Origin of the sequence: Mycobacterium cajalii (assembly GCF_045809005.2) — a bacterium.
Taxonomy (GTDB): domain Bacteria; phylum Actinomycetota; class Actinomycetes; order Mycobacteriales; family Mycobacteriaceae; genus Mycobacterium.
On sequence record NZ_CM141436.1, the window covers coordinates 2,115,687 to 2,133,267 of the forward strand.

At 71.1% G+C, this 17,581-nt stretch carries 14 protein-coding genes and 1 pseudogene; 7 read left to right on the forward strand and 8 right to left on the reverse strand.

The genetic code is table 11. The features are described from left to right. Window positions 1-18: 18 nt before the first annotated feature. The gene (locus tag ACJ512_RS10210; protein WP_407687009.1) at window positions 19-684 is read left to right on the forward strand and encodes a DUF3159 domain-containing protein; all 666 of its coding nucleotides are present in this window, start codon (window positions 19-21) and stop codon (window positions 682-684) included. On the opposite strand, the gene ACJ512_RS10215 is transcribed toward ACJ512_RS10210, so the two are convergent. Then, entirely contained in the window at window positions 681-1,379 is a 699-nt protein-coding gene (locus ACJ512_RS10215; protein WP_407686999.1) for a potassium channel family protein, read from the reverse strand. The genes ACJ512_RS10210 and ACJ512_RS10215 overlap by 4 nt on opposite strands. A 64-nt stretch (window positions 1,380-1,443) precedes the next feature. Next, window positions 1,444-2,127 (reverse strand): potassium channel family protein, encoded by a 684-nt coding sequence (locus tag ACJ512_RS10220; RefSeq protein ID WP_407686998.1) that lies wholly within the window; start codon window positions 2,125-2,127, stop codon window positions 1,444-1,446. A 132-nt stretch (window positions 2,128-2,259) separates the two neighbouring features. Between ACJ512_RS10220 and ACJ512_RS10225 the strand changes: the two genes are divergently transcribed. The 4 genes from ACJ512_RS10225 (at window position 2,260) to dxs (ending at window position 9,185) form a co-directional block, all read left to right on the forward strand. Further along, window positions 2,260-4,254 carry an APC family permease gene (locus tag ACJ512_RS10225; protein WP_407686997.1) on the forward strand — a complete coding sequence of 665 codons (1,995 nt, stop codon included), beginning with the start codon at window positions 2,260-2,262 and terminating at the stop codon, window positions 4,252-4,254. A gap of 59 nt (window positions 4,255-4,313) precedes the next feature. Then, window positions 4,314-5,531 carry a class I SAM-dependent RNA methyltransferase gene (locus ACJ512_RS10230; RefSeq protein ID WP_407687008.1) on the forward strand — a complete coding sequence of 406 codons (1,218 nt, stop codon included), beginning with the start codon at window positions 4,314-4,316 and terminating at the stop codon, window positions 5,529-5,531. A gap of 215 nt (window positions 5,532-5,746) precedes the next feature. After that, a complete protein-coding gene (locus ACJ512_RS10235) occupies window positions 5,747-7,210 on the forward strand; it encodes a cation:proton antiporter domain-containing protein (RefSeq protein WP_407686996.1) in 1,464 nt (487 codons plus the stop codon). A 58-nt stretch (window positions 7,211-7,268) separates the two neighbouring features. After that, on the forward strand, window positions 7,269-9,185 hold the full coding sequence (dxs, locus tag ACJ512_RS10240) for a 1-deoxy-D-xylulose-5-phosphate synthase (RefSeq protein WP_407686995.1): 1,917 nt from the start codon (window positions 7,269-7,271) through the stop codon (window positions 9,183-9,185). Here dxs and ACJ512_RS10245 read toward each other — a convergent pair. The 6 genes and pseudogenes from ACJ512_RS10245 to ACJ512_RS10270 form a co-directional block, all read right to left on the reverse strand. Then, the gene (locus tag ACJ512_RS10245) at window positions 9,182-10,522 is read right to left on the reverse strand and encodes a ribonuclease D (RefSeq protein ID WP_407686994.1); all 1,341 of its coding nucleotides are present in this window, start codon (window positions 10,520-10,522) and stop codon (window positions 9,182-9,184) included. The two genes, dxs and ACJ512_RS10245, sit on opposite strands and share 4 nt — an antisense overlap. A 1-nt stretch (window position 10,523) precedes the next feature. Further along, window positions 10,524-11,155 (reverse strand): annotated as a pseudogene (locus tag ACJ512_RS10250) (DUF3000 domain-containing protein). A gap of 88 nt (window positions 11,156-11,243) precedes the next feature. After that, on the reverse strand, window positions 11,244-12,062 hold the full coding sequence (locus tag ACJ512_RS10255) for an enoyl-CoA hydratase/isomerase family protein (RefSeq protein ID WP_407686993.1): 819 nt from the start codon (window positions 12,060-12,062) through the stop codon (window positions 11,244-11,246). A 64-nt stretch (window positions 12,063-12,126) separates the two neighbouring features. Further along, window positions 12,127-13,836 carry a GMC family oxidoreductase gene (locus tag ACJ512_RS10260; RefSeq protein ID WP_407686992.1) on the reverse strand — a complete coding sequence of 570 codons (1,710 nt, stop codon included), beginning with the start codon at window positions 13,834-13,836 and terminating at the stop codon, window positions 12,127-12,129. Further along, on the reverse strand, window positions 13,829-14,566 hold the full coding sequence (locus ACJ512_RS10265) for a gluconate 2-dehydrogenase subunit 3 family protein (protein WP_407686991.1): 738 nt from the start codon (window positions 14,564-14,566) through the stop codon (window positions 13,829-13,831). The genes ACJ512_RS10260 and ACJ512_RS10265 overlap by 8 nt, the downstream gene beginning before the upstream one ends. A gap of 3 nt (window positions 14,567-14,569) precedes the next feature. Further along, a complete protein-coding gene (locus tag ACJ512_RS10270) occupies window positions 14,570-15,049 on the reverse strand; it encodes a hypothetical protein (RefSeq protein ID WP_407686990.1) in 480 nt (159 codons plus the stop codon). A 128-nt stretch (window positions 15,050-15,177) separates the two neighbouring features. Here ACJ512_RS10270 and hemE point away from each other — a divergent pair, with 128 nt between their 5' ends. Next, window positions 15,178-16,227, forward strand: a complete 1,050-nt coding sequence (gene hemE, locus ACJ512_RS10275) for a uroporphyrinogen decarboxylase (protein ID WP_407686989.1) — start codon at window positions 15,178-15,180, stop codon at window positions 16,225-16,227. Next, on the forward strand, window positions 16,224-17,576 hold the full coding sequence (locus tag ACJ512_RS10280) for a protoporphyrinogen oxidase (RefSeq protein ID WP_407686988.1): 1,353 nt from the start codon (window positions 16,224-16,226) through the stop codon (window positions 17,574-17,576). The genes hemE and ACJ512_RS10280 overlap by 4 nt, the downstream gene beginning before the upstream one ends. Window positions 17,577-17,581: the final 5 nt, after the last annotated feature.

Here is a 17,581-nt window from a genome sequence, read left to right on the forward strand (position 1 = left end):
GACGGGGGGGCCGCCCCGATCGGCCCGACGGACCTCGGTGGCGTCGCCACCGGGCGCACCGGTGCCGAACGCCTGCTGGCGCAGCTGGGCGGGGTCAGCGGCGTCGTCTACTCGTCGCTGCCCGTGGTCACCTTCGTGTTCGCCTCCAACCTGTTCGGGCTGCTGCCCGCGGTCGGGTCCGCCCTGGGGGTGTCCGCACTGGTGCTGCTGTGGCGGCTCGCCAGGCGGGAATCCATGCAGCCGGCGGTCTCCGGGTTCGGTGGCGTCGTCGTATGCGCGCTGATCGCCTATGTCATGGGGGAGTCCAAGGGCTACTTCCTGCTGGGCATCTGGATGTCGTTGCTGTGGGCGATCGTCTTCTCGGTGTCGGTGCTGGTGCGCCGGCCGCTGGTCGGCTACCTGGCCAGTTGGGCCGGCGGGTGCCGGCACACCTGGCGCGGCGTGCCTCGCGCGGTGTACGCCTTCGACGTCGCGTCCCTGTGCTGGGTGCTGGTGTTCGGGGCCCGGTTCGTCGTGCAGCGGCACCTCTACGAGGCCGACCAGACCGGTTGGCTGGGGGTGGCCCGCATCGGGATGGGCTGGCCGTTGACCGCGATGGCCGCGCTGGTTACCTACGCGGCCTACCGGTCGGCCCAGCGCGCGATCGCCGCGGTCGACGAGGCCGGGGCCCGCGGCGTGGACTAGTCGGCCTGCGCCGGTTCTGACGGCTCGGCCGGCTGAGTGCTCGGCAGCAGCAGTGCGCGCAGCTCCTCTTCGGCCTCGGTGACCGCGACGAACAGCAACTCGTCGCCACCTTCCAGGGGTTCGTCGGCCTCCGGGACGATCACGCGCGGACCGCGCAGGATGGTGACCAGGGCGGCGTCCCGCGGCAGTTGCAGCTTGCGCACCGGCTTGCCGCCCCAGGGCGTGTCGTCGGGCAACGTGATCTCGACCAGGTTGGCCTGACCCCGGCGGAACTCCATGAGCCGCACCAGGTCGCCGACGGCGACGGCCTCCTCGATCAGCGACGCCAGCATGCGCGGGGTCGACACCGCGACATCCACACCCCAGGCGTCGGTGAACAGCCATTCGTTGCGCGGATCGTTGACCCGGGCCACGACCCGCGGCACCGCGAACTCGGTCTTGGCCAGCAGGCTGAGCACGACGTTGGCCTTGTCGTCGCCGGTCGCGGCGACCACCACGTCGAAGTCCTCGAGGTGCACCGACTCGAGCAGGCTCAGTTCGCAGGCGTCGCCGAGGCGCCAGTGCGCGGCCGGGATGGCGTCCACGTCGACGTGGTCGGGGTTGCGCTCGATCAGGGTCACTTCGTGGTCGTTCCCGATCAGTTCCCGCGTGACCGAACGACCGACCGCACCGGCCCCGGCGACAGCTACCCTCATCTGGCCCACTTTCTCCCGCAAGCGGGTGGTACCCCCACGGCCCCGCCGGTCGGCTCTGCCCGCTTCACCGGCCCGGTCCCGACTCGAGATCCTCGCTCGGCGGCAGGGCCCCGATGGCCACCGCCTCGGCGGCACGACCGGAGATCGCGGCGACATAGACCTGATCCCCGGCCTGGATGACCGTTTTCGGCTCCGGCAACACCCCCGCCCCGAACCGGATCAGGAACGCGACGCGGGCGCCGGTGGCCTGTTCGAGATCGGTTATCCGGTGGCCCATCCACTCCTCGTGCAGGACGACCTCGGCGACGACGACCGTGCCGGTCGGGTCGCGCCACTTGGCGGTCTCGGTGTCGCGCAGCAGCGCGTTGAGCAGCCGATCGGTGGTCCAGGGCACGGTGGCGATCGTGGGTATCCCCAGGCGCTCGTACACCTCGGCGCGCTTGGCATCGTAGATGCGGGCGACGACGCGCTGGACGCCGAACGTCTCGCGCGCCAGCCGCGCCGAGATGATGTTGGAGTTGTCGCCGGAGGACACCGCGGCGAACGCCTCGGCCTCCTCGATGCCGGCCCGCAGCAGGACATCGCGGTCGAACCCCTGGCCCAGCACCCGCTCGCCGGCGAACTCCGGGCTGAGCCGGTTGAAGGCGGTGCTGTCGCGGTCGATGACCGCGACGTCGTGGCCGATCCGGGATAGCCCGTCGGCCACCGACGAACCCACCCGGCCGCACCCCATCACTACCACCCGCACTTGGAGTCCTCCCGGCTGGTCCCGCTGGTGTTCATCTGTCGGCAACCTTGTTTGGCCAGCCGATTTCGGTCCTGAACATTCTCGCCTGGAGAACGCTACCGGCAAGCCGGGGTGGGCTTACTCTTGGCTCTCGTGTCCAAACTTTCCACCGCCGCTCGCCGGTTGCTGATCGGGCGACCATTTCGCAGCGACAGGCTGACTCACACACTGCTGCCCAAGCGCATCGCCCTGCCGGTGTTTGCCTCCGACGCCCTGTCCTCGGTGGCCTATGCGCCCGAGGAGATCTTCCTGATGCTCTCGGTGGCCGGCGTGGCCGCCTACTCGCTGACGCCGTGGATCGGACTCGCGGTCGTCGCGGTCATGCTGGTGGTGGTGGCCAGCTACCGGCAGAACGTGCACGCCTACCCCTCCGGCGGCGGTGACTTCGAGGTCGTCACCACCAACCTCGGCGACAACGCCGGCCTCACGGTGGCCAGCGCGCTGATGGTGGATTACGTTCTCACCGTTGCCGTTTCGACGGCGTCGGCGATGTCGAACATCGGTTCGGCCATCCCGATCGTGGCCGAACACAAGGTGTGGTTCTGCGTGGCGGCCATCCTGCTGGTGATGGGGCTGAACCTGCGCGGAATCCGCGAGTCGGGGGTGGCGTTCGCCATCCCGACCTACGCGTTCATCGTCGGGGTCGTCATCATGATCGGTTGGGGGCTGTTCCGGATCTACGCGCTGGGCAATCCGTTGCGCGCGGAATCCGCCGCATTTCAGATGCACGCCGAGAACGGCCCGGTCCTCGGTTTCGCGTTCGCCTTCCTGGTGGCGCGGTCGTTCTCCTCGGGCTGTGCGGCGCTGACCGGTGTCGAGGCGATCAGCAACGGCGTGCCGGCGTTTCAGAAGCCCAAGTCGCGCAACGCCGCCACGACGCTGCTGATGCTGGGCGGGATCGCGGTGGCGCTGCTGATGGGCATCATCGTGCTGGCCGAGAAGATCGGGGTCCAGCTCGTCGACGACCCCGCGTCCCAGCTGACCGGCACCCCGCCGGGCTACTACCAGAAGACCCTCGTCGCGCAGCTGGCGGAGACGGTGTTCGGCAGCTTCCACATCGGGTTCCTGCTGATCGCGACGGTGACGGCGCTGATTCTGGTGCTGGCGGCCAACACCGCGTTCAACGGCTTCCCGGTGCTGGGCTCCGTCCTGGCGCAACACAGCTACCTGCCGCGCCAGTTGCACACCCGCGGAGACCGGTTGGCGTTCTCCAACGGCATCCTGTTCCTGTCGGCGGCGGCGCTGCTGGCGATCCTCGCGTTCCGGGCGGAGGTCACCGCCCTGATCCAGCTGTACATCGTGGGGGTCTTCATCTCGTTCACGCTCAGCCAGATCGGCATGGTCCGGCACTGGACGCGGTTGCTGCGCACCGAGACCGACCCGCGGGTGCGGCGCACGATGATGCGCTCACGGGTGGTCAACACCGTCGGGCTGCTGTCCACGGGCACGGTCCTGTTCATCGTGTTGATCACGAAATTCCTTGCCGGGGCGTGGATCGCGATCGTCGCGATGAGCGCGCTGTTCGTCGTGATGAAACTCATCCGCAAGCACTACAACACCGTCAACCGGGAACTGGCGCAGGCCGCGGAAGAGGAGAAGGAGATCGTCCTGCCCAGCCGCAACCACGCCGTGGTGCTGGTGTCCAAGCTGCACCTGCCGACCCGGCGCGCGCTGGCCTACGCGCGGGCCACCCGGCCCGACACGCTGGAGGCCGTGACGGTCAGCGTCGACGACGCGGAGACGCGGGAGCTGGTGCACCAGTGGGAGGAGAGCGAGATCAGCGTGCCGCTCAAGGTCATCGCCTCCCCGTATCGCGAGATCACCCGCCCGGTACTGGATTACGTCAAGCGCGCCAGCAAGGAGTCGCCGCGCACCGTGGTGACGGTGTTCATCCCCGAATACGTGGTCGGTCACTGGTGGGAGCAGCTGCTGCACAACCAGAGCGCGTTGCGGCTCAAGGGCCGCCTGCTGTTCATGCCCGGCGTGATGGTGACCTCGGTTCCCTGGCAGCTGACCTCGTCGGAGCGGCTCTCCCACCTGCAGCCGCAATCCGCGCCCGGCGACGCCCGTCGCGGAATCTTCGATTGAGCACACGACAGCGGCCCGACCCGTCTCGGGCGGCGACGGCGCCGCCGGCCGAGGCCGAGCTGACGCTGGTCACCGGCGACCCCGCCAACGGCGGCAGCTGCGTGGCGCACCACGAAGGCCGGGTCGTGTTCGTCCGGTACGCGCTGCCCGGCGAACGGGTGCGGGTACGCGTCACCGCGGACCGCGGATCCTATTGGCACGCCGAGGTTGTCGAGGTGATCGAGCCGTCGGGGGACCGCACCGACTCACTGTGCCCGATCGCCGGGGTGGGCGGCGCCGGATGTTGCGATCTGGCGTTCGCCACCCCGGAGGCGACCCGGGTGCTCAAGGCCCAGGTGGTGGCCAACCAGTTGCAGCGGCTGGGCGGGTTCGACTGGAGCGGTGCGGACGCGGGGGCCGAGCAGCTGGCGGGCTCCGGCCCGACCGGTTGGCGCACCCGGGTCCGGCTGGAGGTCGGGCCGGACCGGCGCCCCGGCTTTCACCGGTACCACAGCGACGCGCTGGTGACCGACCTGCGCTGCGCGCAACTGCCCGCCGGCATGCTGGACGGGATCGCCGAGAGCCTGGCCGAGAACCTCGCCAAGGTTGACCTGCCGCCGGCCGCGCAGCTGCACGTGGCCGTCGACGACGACGGCCGGCGCCACGTGGTGCGCACCGTGCGGCAGGGCGGGCGGACCGCCACCAAGGTGGTGGAGGGCGGCTACGAGGCGGTGCAGCGGGTGGGCGAGCGCAGCTGGCGGGTGCCCGTGACGGCCTTCTGGCAGGCCCACCGCGACGCGGCGCGGGTCTACACGAGTCTGGTCGCCGAGTGGGCGCAACCGGCGACGGGCATGGCGGTGTGGGACCTCTACGGCGGTGCGGGGGTCTTCGCCGCCGCGCTCGCCGACGCGGTGGGGCGCGCCGGGCGGGTGCTGACGGTCGACACGTCGCGCGCGTCGACGCGGGCCGCCCGGGTGGCGCTGGCCGACCTGCCGCAGGTGAACGTGGTCACCGACTCGGTGCGACGGGCGCTCGCGTCGCAGCGCGCCGGCGCCGACGTGGCCGTCCTGGATCCGCCGCGGGCGGGGGCCGGGCGCGAGGTGATCGATCTGCTGGCCGCCGCCGGCGTTCCGCGGGTGGTCCACATCGGTTGCGAGGCAGCGTCTTTCGCGCGTGACATCGGCCTGTACCGCGGGCACGGCTATGTCGTGGAGAAGCTCAAGGTGTTCGACGCGTTCCCGCTGACCCATCACACCGAATGCGTTGCGCTGTTGACCCGCGCGCAACGGCGACCTTGAAGCGCACGAGAGACCAGTAAGCGCAATGCCTCTGCGGGTGGTGCCTGCCGAGAGCGGCTACACTCCATTCGCGGTGTGCCGGGAAGTCTGGTCGGCGACGTCTTTGTCGACCGACCGAAAGGCTCAGGTGCTTACCACAATGGGACGGTCCCGGCCGTCGGGCCGGGTCGATCGCCCGTGAGGTGGTTCCCGGGCCAGGTCCGAGTGCCGCCGTCGTGAACGAGACCCTCCGTTACGCGCTGATGGTCCTGTTCGCCAGCGCCATCGGTTTGGTCGCGGTGCTGGCAAACCGCCTGACCGAGCGGTTCAAGGTTCCGGTGCCCCTGCTGGTGCTGGTCGGAGCGGCGGTGGCGGTGCGCGCCGTGCCGGCGGTGCAGCCGCCGACCGAGCGGATCGTGGAGCGGGTCATGACCATCGCGCTGGTGCTGGTGTTGTTCGACGGCGGAATGCACATCGGGCCCGCCCGTTTCCGCGCCGCAGTCGCCCCGATCCTGTCGGTCGGCGTCCTGGGTACCGCCCTGACCGCCGCCGGCGCGGCGTTGATGCTGCACTACGCGTGCGGAATCGGCTGGTTCCCCGCGGTGCTCGTCGCGACCGCGGTGGCCCCCACGGATCCGGCCGTGGTCTTCTCCGTGCTCGGCAAACGCGAGATCAGGGGGCGCAGCAGCACCATCCTGGAGGGCGAGTCCGGCGCCAACGATCCGGTCGGCATCTCGTTGATGACGAGCCTGATCGCCGCCGGCGGCCTCAGCGCGGCCGGGTTTGCCGGCGTGGGAACTCAGTTCATCCTGCAGATGGCGATCGGCCTGGCCGTCGGGGTGATCGGCGGCCGCGCCCTGCTCGCCTTCATGCGCCGCGTGACACTGCCGAGCGAAGGCCTCTACCCGTTACGGACGCTGGCATCCTGCCTGATGCTGTACGGCATCGCCACGCTGGCGCACGGCTCGGGATTTCTGGCCGTGTTCGTCGCCGGCATCGTGATCGGCGGCGCTCGCGCGCCCTACAAGCCCGAGATCAAGCGGTTCCACGCCGCCCTGGCCGGTCTCGCCGAAATCGTCGCGTTCGTCGTGCTGGGCCTGACCGTCGATCTCAACGTGCTCACCCATCCCGACGTCTGGATTCCCGGGCTGGCTCTCGGGGTGGCCCTGACGGCGCTGATTCGTCCGCTGGCGGTGAGCTCCTGCCTGCTCGGTGTGGATCTTGCGCGAAACGAGCGTGTCTTCATCCTGTTCGCCGGCCTCAAGGGGGCGGTGCCGATCCTGCTCGGCGAGTTCCTGCGCGCCGCGCACGTGCCCGACGCGGAACGCCTGTACGGCATCGTGGTCGTCGTCGTGATCTTCTCGGTTCTGGTGCAGGGCAGCGCGGTGCCCGGCGTCGCGACCCTGTTGCAGCTGCCGATGCGCACGGTCGAGACCCAGCCGTGGGAGATCGGTGTCCGGCTCGCGGACGAACCGCACGGGGTCCATCGCTTCAGTGTTGCCAAGGGCTCGGCCGCCGAGGGGTGCACGGTCGAGGGGCTCAGTGATCGCGTCGGCGACATCTGGGTGAGCATCGTGGTCCGCACCACCGGCCTGGTGCCGGTGCGGGGCGACACCGAACTTCAGGCCGGCGACCAGGTCGTCATGCTGGCAGACCCCGAACTGCACGGCACGCTGGCCGAACTCTTCGGTCCCCCGTAGGCCGGCTGCCTTCCGCCGCAGCCCTGCTGTTCCCGCAATCGCTGCGTAGACTGACTGGATGCTCGAACAGATCCGCGGGCCCGCTGATCTGCAGCACCTTTCTCAGCAGCAACTGCGCGATCTCGCCGCCGAGATCCGCGAGTTCCTGATCCACAAGGTCGCTGCCACCGGAGGACATCTGGGCCCCAACCTGGGCGTCGTCGAACTGACGCTGGCGCTGCACCGGGTGTTCGATTCTCCCCACGACCCGATCATCTTCGACACCGGCCATCAGGCCTACGTGCACAAGATGCTGACGGGGCGTTGCCAGGACTTCGAGAGCCTGCGCAAAAAGGGCGGGCTGTCGGGCTATCCGTCGCGCGCCGAGAGCGCGCACGACTGGGTGGAGTCCAGCCACGCCAGCGCCGCGCTGTCGTACGCCGACGGGCTGGCCAAGGGGTTCGAGCTAGGCGGTCACCGCAACCGGCACGTGGTCGCGGTGGTGGGCGACGGCGCGCTCACCGGCGGCATGTGCTGGGAGGCGCTGAACAACATCGCCGCATCCCGCCGGCCGGTGGTCATCGTCGTCAACGACAACGGCCGCAGCTACGCGCCGACCATCGGCGGCGTCGCCGACCATCTCGCCACGCTGCGGCTGCAGCCGGCCTACGAGCAGGCGCTGGAGAAGGGGCGCGAGGCGTTGCGGGCGATGCCGCTCGTCGGCAAGATCGCCTACCGGTTCATGCACAGCGTGAAGGCGGGCATCAAGGATTCGTTGTCCCCGCAGCTGCTGTTCACCGATCTCGGGCTCAAATACGTGGGCCCGGTCGACGGTCACGACGAACGCGCGGTCGAGGTCGCGCTGTGCCACGCGCGCGATTTCGGGCGCCCGGTGATCGTGCACGTGGTCACCCGCAAGGGGATGGGCTACGCGCCGGCCGAGGACGACGAAGCCGAGCAGATGCATTCCTGCGGCGTGATCGACCCGGTCACCGGCCGGGCCACCAAGATTCCCGGCCCGGGGTGGACGGCGACCTTCTCCGACGCGCTGATCGCCTACGGCAGGCAACGCCGCGACATCGTGGCCATCACCGCGGCGATGCCCGGCCCTACCGGGCTGACGGCGTTCGGGCAGCAGTTCCCGGACCGCCTGTTCGACGTCGGCATCGCCGAGCAGCACGCGATGACGTCCGCGGCCGGTCTGGCCATGGCGGGGATGCATCCGGTGGTGGCGATCTACTCGACGTTCCTGAACCGGGCGTTCGACCAGATCATGATGGACGTGGCGCTGCACAAGCTGCCCGTCACCATGGTGCTCGACCGGGCCGGGATCACCGGTTCGGACGGCCCGAGCCACAACGGCATGTGGGACCTGTCGATGCTGGGCATCGTGCCGGGCATGCGGGTGGCCGCGCCGCGCGATGCGACGCGGCTGCGCGAGGAACTCGGCGAGGCGCTCGACGTCGACGACGGGCCGACCGCCATACGCTTCCCCAAAGGCGATGTGGGCGAAGACATCCCGGCCCTGGAACGGCGTTCCGGCGTCGACATCCTGGCGGTGCCGGCCAGTGGCTGCAACCACGACGTCCTGCTGGTGGGGGTCGGGGCGTTCGCGGCGATGGCGATCGCCGTGGCCCGGCGGCTGCACAACCAGGGGATCGGCGTGACCGTGATCGACCCCCGCTGGGTGCTGCCGGTGTCCGACGGCGTCCTGGAACTGGCGGCGCAGCACAAGCTGGTGGTCACGCTCGAGGACAACGGCGTCAACGGCGGTGTCGGGTCGGCGGTGTCGGCCGCACTGCGCCGTGCCGAGGTCGACGTCCCGTGCCGCGACGTCGGGCTGCCGCAGGAGTTCTTCGAGCAAGCCTCGCGCGGTGAGGTGCTGGCCGGCCTCGGGCTGACCGACCAGGACGTGGCCCGGCGGGTCACCGGCTGGGTCGCCGCCCTGGGCAGCAGCATCGCCGCCGAAACGGAGATCCGCGAGCGCCTGGACTAGTTCGGGTTTTCCGCGCCGCCGTCGGTGTCGGCTCCCTCGGCGTACTGGACCGCGCGCGCCAGCACGGCGACCACCAGCTCCCGCTGCCAGGTCCGGGCCTGCCCGGCGCGCAGGAACGCGTCGACCGCCTCGACCGCCCCGTCGCCGGGGGCCTCCCAGTCCCAGCACAGCCGCCGCACCAGGTCGGGCGAAACCAGGTTCTCGGTGGGGACGTCCACCCGCTGCGACACCTCCGCCAGCGCGGCCCGCGCCGCCTCCAGCCGCGCCGCCGCCTCGGGTTTGCGTCTGCTCCACCGCGACGCGGGCGGCGGCCCGTTCGGTTGCTCGGCGTCCACCGGCGGATGACGGTTCTCGCGGGCCGCCCGCAACGCCGCCAACCACACCTCGGCGCTGCGCCGCTGGTTGCGCCCACCGAACACCGGCAGCGCGACGAGTTCCTCGACCGTCGTCGGGTTGGCGACCGCGGCGTCGATGATGGCCGAGTCCGGCAGGACGCGGCGCGGTGCGACGTCGCGGCGCTGGGCGATGCGGTCGCGGGCCAACCACAGCTCGCGTACCGCGGCCAGGCCCCGGCGGTCGCGAACGCGGTGGATTCCCGACGTCCGTCGCCACCGGTCCCGGCGCACCGCCGGGGCCGCGTCGATCACCCCCATCGCCCGCAGATGGTCGAATTCTTGTGCGGCCCAATCGGTTTTGCCTTGTTCGGCCAGAACCTGCGAGACCGCCTCGCGCAGTTCGATGAGCAGTTCGACGTCCAGGGCCGCGTAGTTGAGCCACTCAGTGGGCAGTGGGCGCTTGGACCAGTCGGCCGCGCCGTGGCCCTTGGCCAGCCCGTAGCCCAGCAGCCGCTCGACCATGGCCGCCAGGTTCACCCGGTCGAAGCCGGCCAACCGCCCGGCCAGCTCGGTGTCGTAGAGCGCCGGGGGCCGCATCCCGACCTCGGCCAGGCACGGCAGGTCCTGGTCGGCCGAGTGCAGGATCCACTCGTCGGTGCCGAGCACGTCGGCCACGGGCCGCAGCGCCTCCAGTGGCTCGGCGCCGTGGCTGACCGGGTCGATGAGCACGGTGCCGGCGCCGGCCCGCCGGATCTGGATCAGGTAGGCCCGGTTGGAGTAGCGGAACCCCGACGCGCGCTCGGCGTCCACCGCGAACGGGCCGTGGCCGCGGTCCAGCTGTTCGGCGGCCGCCCCGATCTCGCGGACGCTGACGGACAGCTCGGGCAGCCCGGCGGCCGGATGCAACAGGGGGGTGGCGTCGGGCGCGTCGCTGTCGGGCGCGGCGCTGTCGGGTTCCGCGGCCGGCGCGCCACCCGGCCTGGAGGCCGACGGTTCGCGCATGTCAGGCGCGTGACCGCGAGCTCAGGTCGGTGACGCCGGACGGCGGCAGGCCCGCGGCGTGCTCGAGCACCTCACAGAACGCCTCGACATGGACGCCCAGGTCGGGGGTGGTTGCGGTCCACGACGCCCGAAGCTCGAGCTGGTTGGCGCGCGGCGGCCCGGAGATGTCGCCGTAGCGCACCGAGGTGGTGGCGGTGACGGTGCCGCCCAGGGCCGTGACGTGTTGCAGGCGTGCCTCGAGAGCGTCGTTCAGCCAGCTCCACGCCACCTCGGGGAGCAGCGGGTCCACGGCCTCGCTGGCGTCCAGGTCGGCCTGGATGTAGGCGACCAGGCGCAGCGTGCCGTCCCAGGCGTCGGCGCCTTCGGGGTCGTACAGCAGGATCAGCCTGCCGAACGCGTCACCCTCGGACCGCTCCGGGACGATCTCGAGGTCGGGGTGCTTGACCTCGGCGCCCAGCGCGTAGCTGTAGGGTGCCAGCCGCTGCGGCGGCCGGATCGGGCCCAGCTCGATCTCCGGCCGCACGCTGGCGGCGTTCATCGCCGCGACCGCATCGCGGAATGGGGCCGGTTCAGCTGAGCTCACGAGCGCCGCTCCTCGTCACAACGTCCGACGGTAGACCCCCGGCCCGACACGCCGCGACAGGCACGCCGCGTTGCGCGCCGTCGCGACCAAGCCGTTATGTCGGCCCGCCGGTCCCGCGGCAGCAGGTGTCGGCCCTGCTCAGGTGGCGGTGCCGGTGAAGTTCGCGGGGCGTTTCTCGCGGTGCGCGGCCAGGCCTTCGGCCACGTCGGGCCCACTGAAACTGAGGAATTCCAGCCCCAACGACGTCTCGAAGGTCGGGCCGAACATCCGGTACCAGTGGTTGAGGCTGTGCTTGGTGAAGCGGATCGCGTTCTGCGCGCCCTGGGCCAGCTTCTCGGCGATGCCGGCGGCGGTGGTCAGCACGTCGTCGTCGTCCACGCACTTGGAGACCAGGCCGATGCGCTCGGCCTCCTCGCCGTCCAGCGTCTCGCAGGTGAGCAGGTAGTACTTGGCCTTGGCCATGCCGACCAGCAGCGGCCAGCAGATCGCGGCGTGGTCACCCGCGGCCACCCCGAGCTTGGTGTGCCCGTCGATCAGCTTGGCGGTCCGTCCTGCCACCGAGATGTCGGACAGCAGCGCCACCACCAGGCCCGCGCCGACGGCCGGGCCCCGGATCGCCGAGACCACCGGCTTGTCGCAGTGGATCATGTTGAACACCAGGTCGCGGGCCTCGCGCATGATGCGCATGCGGCCCTCGTAGTCGCCCATGGTCTCGGCGATCAGGTCGAAGCTGCCGCCGGAGGAGAACGCCCTGCCCGCACCGTGCACCAGAACCGCACGCACGTCGGGGTCGCGATCGATCACCGGCCAGATGTCAGCGAGGTCGCGGTGCATCTGGGGCCCGACCGAGTTCAGCCCGGGCGCGTCGAGGACCAGCGTCAGCACCCCGTTCTCGCCGCGTTCGCAATGCAGGCTGGGGAATTCGTCGTAACTCACCGGGGGGACACTGACGGGCATCCGGGCTCCTGAATCTTCGGTCGATACGCGCTGAACGGTTGCGGTTTTGGATAGTACGCAGCCGCTAGCCAGGCCCGGAGCGTGCACCCGCGCGCGCGGTCTGGGCCTTGATGTCGCCGCGGGCGATCCGCTCGCCCAGCCGCGAGGCCAGCGCCATGATGGTCAGCGCCGGGTTGGCGCTGCCCTGGGTGGGGCACACCGAACCGTCGGTGATGAACAGGTTCGGCACCGCCCAGCTGCGGTGGTCGGAGTTGACGACGCTCTTCTCCGGGTCGCTGCCCATCCGGGCGCCGCCGATGAGGTGGGCGAAGCGCTCGATGGTGAGGATGTCCTGGGCGCCGCCGGCCTGCAGGATGTTGGTGATGACCTCCCTCGAGTAGTCCATGTTGGCCCTGTCGTTGCCGCAGAGGTGGTAGTCCATCCGGGCGATCGGAATGCCGTAGCGATCGGTCTCCCCGTCCACGGTGGTCACCCGGTTGTCCGCATGGGGCAGCAGTTCGTTGAGCACGCCGACAACGGCCCAGTGGTTGTAATCGCGCATGTATTCGCGCAGCGCCGGCCCCCAGTGCCCGTCGGCCAGCACGTGCTCGGCCCAGCCGATCGGCATCGGGGAGACGGTCTGGATGGAGAACCCGCGGGCGAAGCCCCGGTCGGGATCGGTCTCGTAGAACTGCTCCGAGGAGACCTCCGGCGGCGGCGCCTTGTACATCCGCAGCTCCTCCGGCCAGCGCCCGGCCGTCTGGGTGGCGCCCTGCACCATCACGTAGCGGCCGACCTGGTCGTGGTTGTTGCACAGGCCGTCGGGGAAGCCCGGGCTGGTCGAGTTGAGCAGCAGCCGGGGCGTCTCGATCGAGTAGCCGGCCACCGCGACAACCTTGGCGCGCTGGAACCGCTCCCGAAAACTCCCGTCGGCGTCGTTGGCGAAATAGGTTACCCCGCTTGCGTTTCCGCTTTCGTCGAGCTCGATGCGCCCGGCCATGCAGTTCGCGCGGATCTCGACACCGTGGTTAAGCGCGTCGGGCAGGTGGGTGACGTACGGGCTGGCCTTGGCGTTGACCTTGCAGCCCTGCAGGCAGTAGCCGCGGTAGATGCAGTGCGGCCGGTTGCCGAAGGTGCCGTTGACGATGCCCACCGGGCCGACGCGCATCTCGATGCCCAGGTTCAGCGCGCCCTCCCAGATCCTCATGGCCGACCCCGACACCGGATGGGGTGCGTGCGGGTAGCGGTGCGGGTATCCCCACGGCCAGTCCTGGCCGGCGACGGGGAGTTCGCGCTCGACGCGTTCGTAGTGCGGCAGCAGGTCGGCGTAGCTGATCGGCCAGTCGGCGCCGACCGCGTCGCGGCTGAAGGTCTCGAAGTCGCTGGGGTGGAAGCGGGGCGTGTAGCCGGCATAGTGCACCATCGACCCGCCCACGCCGCGGCCGGAGTTGTTCTTGCCCAGCTCGATCGGGTCCGCGCCGCCGATGATCCGCTTCTGCGTCCAGTACAGGTGGTGCGATCCGGCTTCGTCGGAGACCCAGTCCTCGTCGGGGTGCCAGAACGGCCCGGCCTCGAGGATCACGATGCGCCAGCCCGCGCGGGCCAGCCGCTGGGCCAGCACCGAGCCGCCCGCGCCCGCGCCGACGATCACCAGATCGACTTCCTCGTCGTCGGAGTAGCGGCGCATGGTGGCCTCGCCGGGCAGGTCGCGCGAGTGCACGTCGAGCAGAAATCGCGAATCGTTGTCGCGCGGTCCCACCGAACCCTTGAACACGCCGCGCCAGAAGTCACCCATAGAGGTGGTCCTCCTCGACGGCCCCGACCGGGTCCTCGGAGGTGGCACCCGGGGTCTCGAACGGCTCCCGGTTCGCCACCCCGCCGAGCCGCATGAACCCGCGCGGGTAGGCCGGCCCGCCGAACCCGATCTCGTTCCAGGCCCACGGGTGGCTGTAGAACGCGCCCAACGCGCCCCGCATCACCACCGACCACGCCCGTTTGACGTTGAGCTTCTCCCACGTCCCGCCGTAGAGCTGCGCCTTGGCGAAGCGCCCGACGATGAACTCCTGGTCCTTGGTGCCGGCGGCCGCGAACGACTCCGCGCCGCCGTCGCGGGCCGCCTCGTCCAGGCCGGTGAGCACCATGTGCCAGGTGTCGCGGTCGTCGGGCATGCCGGCGTACTGGTAGCCGTCGAACTCGCCGTCGGCCAGCTTGGCGTCGACCATCTCGGCCACCGGGATCCGCGGCTCGGCGTCCTGGGCCAGCGCGATGTCGCAGAACGCGCGCAGCGTCGGCTCCTCGGAGGCGTCGAAGAAGCGCAGCTGGCCCGGCTCCTCGAGCCGGGCCAGCACCACCCGACGGGTGGCCCCGTCCCAGGTGTCCATGGCGCTCAGCACGTCGTAGTCGGGGTAGCGGCCGATCATCTGCGGTGTGACGCCGCGGCGCTGGCGGGGCAGCCACGACGGGTGCAGGGGCTTGCCGCCCGGACGCAGGTTCGGCAGGTGATGGCCGCTGGTGACGTCAGCCACGGCTCACTTCTCCCGGCGCAGGATCGCGGCGAGCAGGCCCATCGCGCCGACGATGCTCATCAGCCCGGGCGCGGCGATCGGCGGGCCCATCGGCACGTTGTAGTTGAACAGCTTCCAGCCGCCGGGCCGGCGGGCGACGCCGCGGGCGTGGAAGTACTCGCCCATCAGGCCGTTGGCCGCGTACACCGCCGAGGTGATCGGCAGCCACCGCTTGGCCCACCGCCGCGAGAACACGCCGGCCACCCCGGCGACCACCACCGGCGGGGTGACGACGATCGGGCTCCACATCCACTTGTTGCCGAAGCTGGCGCGATAGTGCTCGAAGTAGATCTCGGTGGTCGTCACCAGCGCCCCGATGGCCGTCAGGCCCGACAGTGACCGTTCGAAACGACCGTGCGCGACGTTCTCCAGCGCGCGATCGACGAAATGCTCCACCTCCTCGACCGCGCCCTTGCCCTTCGCCGAGCCGCCCGTCAGCAACATCAACCGTCTCCTTCCGTAGCCATCGAGGAAAAAGCCGGCGCGACGCGAACGCACGACCTCCGTATCACCCATTACCCAGAAGATCGCCGCGCACACCTTGCCGGCCGCTCGTGGGAGCATTGAGCACAATGAGTACTCGTCGCGACCTACCCGAGTCGCCGTATCTGGCCGCCGTCACCGGTCGCAAACCCAGCCGGGCGCCGGTGTGGTTCATGCGGCAGGCCGGCCGCTCGCTGCCCGAATACCGCGCGCTGCGCGCCAACCACAACATGCTGGCCGCCTGCTTCGACGCCGAGCTGGTGTGTGAGATCACCCTGCAGCCGGTGCGCCGCCACGGCGTCGACGCGGCGATCCTGTTCTCCGACATCGTGGTGCCGCTGCTCGGCGCCGGCATCGACCTGGACATCGTCGCCGGTGTCGGGCCGGTCATCGCCGCACCGGTGCGCACCGCCGCCGACGTTGACGGGCTCAAACCCCTTGACCCGCAACGGATTCAGCCGGTCGCGGATGCGGTCGGGTTGTTGGTGGCCGCGCTCGGGGAGGTCCCGCTGATCGGGTTCGCCGGTGCGCCGTTCACCCTGGCGTCCTACCTGATCGAGGGCGGCCCGAGCCGCCACCACGCCCGCACCAAGGCGATGATGCTGGCCGAACCCGACACCTGGCACGCGCTGCTGGGCAAGCTGGCCGACATCACCGTCGGTTTCCTGCGGGCCCAGCTCGACGCCGGGGTGGACGCCATCCAGGTGTTCGACTCGTGGGCGGGGGCCCTGTCGCTGGCCGACTACCGCGCCTACGTGCAGCCGCACAGCGCTCGGGTGTTCGCCGAGCTGGCCGACTACGGCGTGCCGATGACGCACTTCGGGGTCGGCACCGCCGAGTTGCTGGGTGCGATGTCGGACTGCGGAGCCACGGTGGTCGGTGTGGACTGGCGCACCTCGCTCGCGGACGCCGCGTCCCGCGTCGGCGCCGGGACGGCGCTGCAGGGCAACCTCGACCCGGTGGTCCTGCTCGCGGGCTGGCCGGCGGTGCAGCGCGCCGCGCGCGCGGTGGTCGACGACGGACGCCGCGCCGTCGACGCCGGGGCGGCCGGTCACGTGTTCAACCTCGGTCACGGGGTGCTCCCGGAAACCGATGCCGGCGTGCTGACCGAGTTGGTGTCGCTGGTCCACTCGCTATGACATCTCGCTCGTATTGTGTTGTCGGGGGCGGTATTTCGGGGCTGACGGCGGCCTACCGGCTGCGTGCGGCCGATGCGGACGCCGACATCACGCTCGTCGAGCCCGGTGACCGGCTGGGCGGGATACTGCGCACCGAACGCGTCGGGGGGCAGTCGATGGACGTCGGCGCCGAGGCGTTCGTGCTGCGCCGGCCCGAGATGCCGGAGCTGCTGGCCGAACTCGGCCTGTCCGGGCGCCAGCTGGCCACCACCGGCGCGCGGCCGCTGATCTACAGCGGGCAGGGCCTGCATCCGCTGCCGACGGGCACCGTCGTCGGGATCCCGTCGTCGGCGGCCTCGATGGCCGGGCTGGTCGACGACGCCACCGTCGCACGCATCGAGGCCGAGCCCGCCCGCCCGCTGGACTGGCGCCCCGGCGCCGACCCGGCGGTCGCCGAGCTGGTGGGCGAGCGCTTCGGCGAGCAGGTGGTCGCCCGCTCGGTGGACCCGCTGCTCAGCGGGGTGTATGCGGGTTCCGCGGCGACGATCGGCCTGCGCGCGGCGGCCCCCGGCGTGGCGGCGGCCCTCGACCGCGGCGCCGCCTGCCTGACCGACGCGGTGCGCCAGGCGCTGCCGCCGGTCACCGGCGCGCCCGTGTTCGGGGCGATCGACGGCGGCTATCAGGTGCTGCTCGACGAGCTGGTGCGGCGCAGCCGGTTGCGCCGGGTCCGCGCCGCGGTGCGCCGGCTCGACCGGGCCGGGGCCGGCTGGGACCTGCTCGACGACTCCGGTGCGCGCCACCACGCCGACGCGGTGGTCCTGGCGGTTCCGCCCGCCCAGGTGGCGCAGCTGGTGGCCGGCATCGCCCCGCACAGCGCCGCGGCCGCCGGCCGGATCGTCTGCGCGTCGTCGGCGGTGGTGGCGCTCGCGGTGCCCGCCGACACCCCGTTCCCGCAGTGTTCGGGCGTGCTGGTGGCCAGCGGGGAGCGGTTGCGGTGTAAGGCGGTCACCCTGTCGTCACGCAAGTGGGGCACCCGCGGGGACACCCAGCTGCTGCGGCTGTCGTTCGGGCGCTGCGGCGACGGGCTGGCCGAATCCGCCTCGGACGACGATCTGCTGGGCTGGGCGCTGAGCGACCTGGTCGACGTGTTCGGGCTGTCCGTCGAGCCTGTCGACGCGCGCGTGCAGCGCTGGCTCGCGGCGATGCCGCAGTACGGTCCCGGCCACGCCGCCCTGGTCGCCGAGGTGCGCGCGGGTCTGCCCCCGGGGCTGGCCGTGGCGGGCAGCTACCTGGACGGCATCGGCGTGCCGGCGTGCGTCGGCTCGGCGGGACGCGCGGTCGAGGCCCTCGAAGCGGAAGTGGCACGATAGGTTTC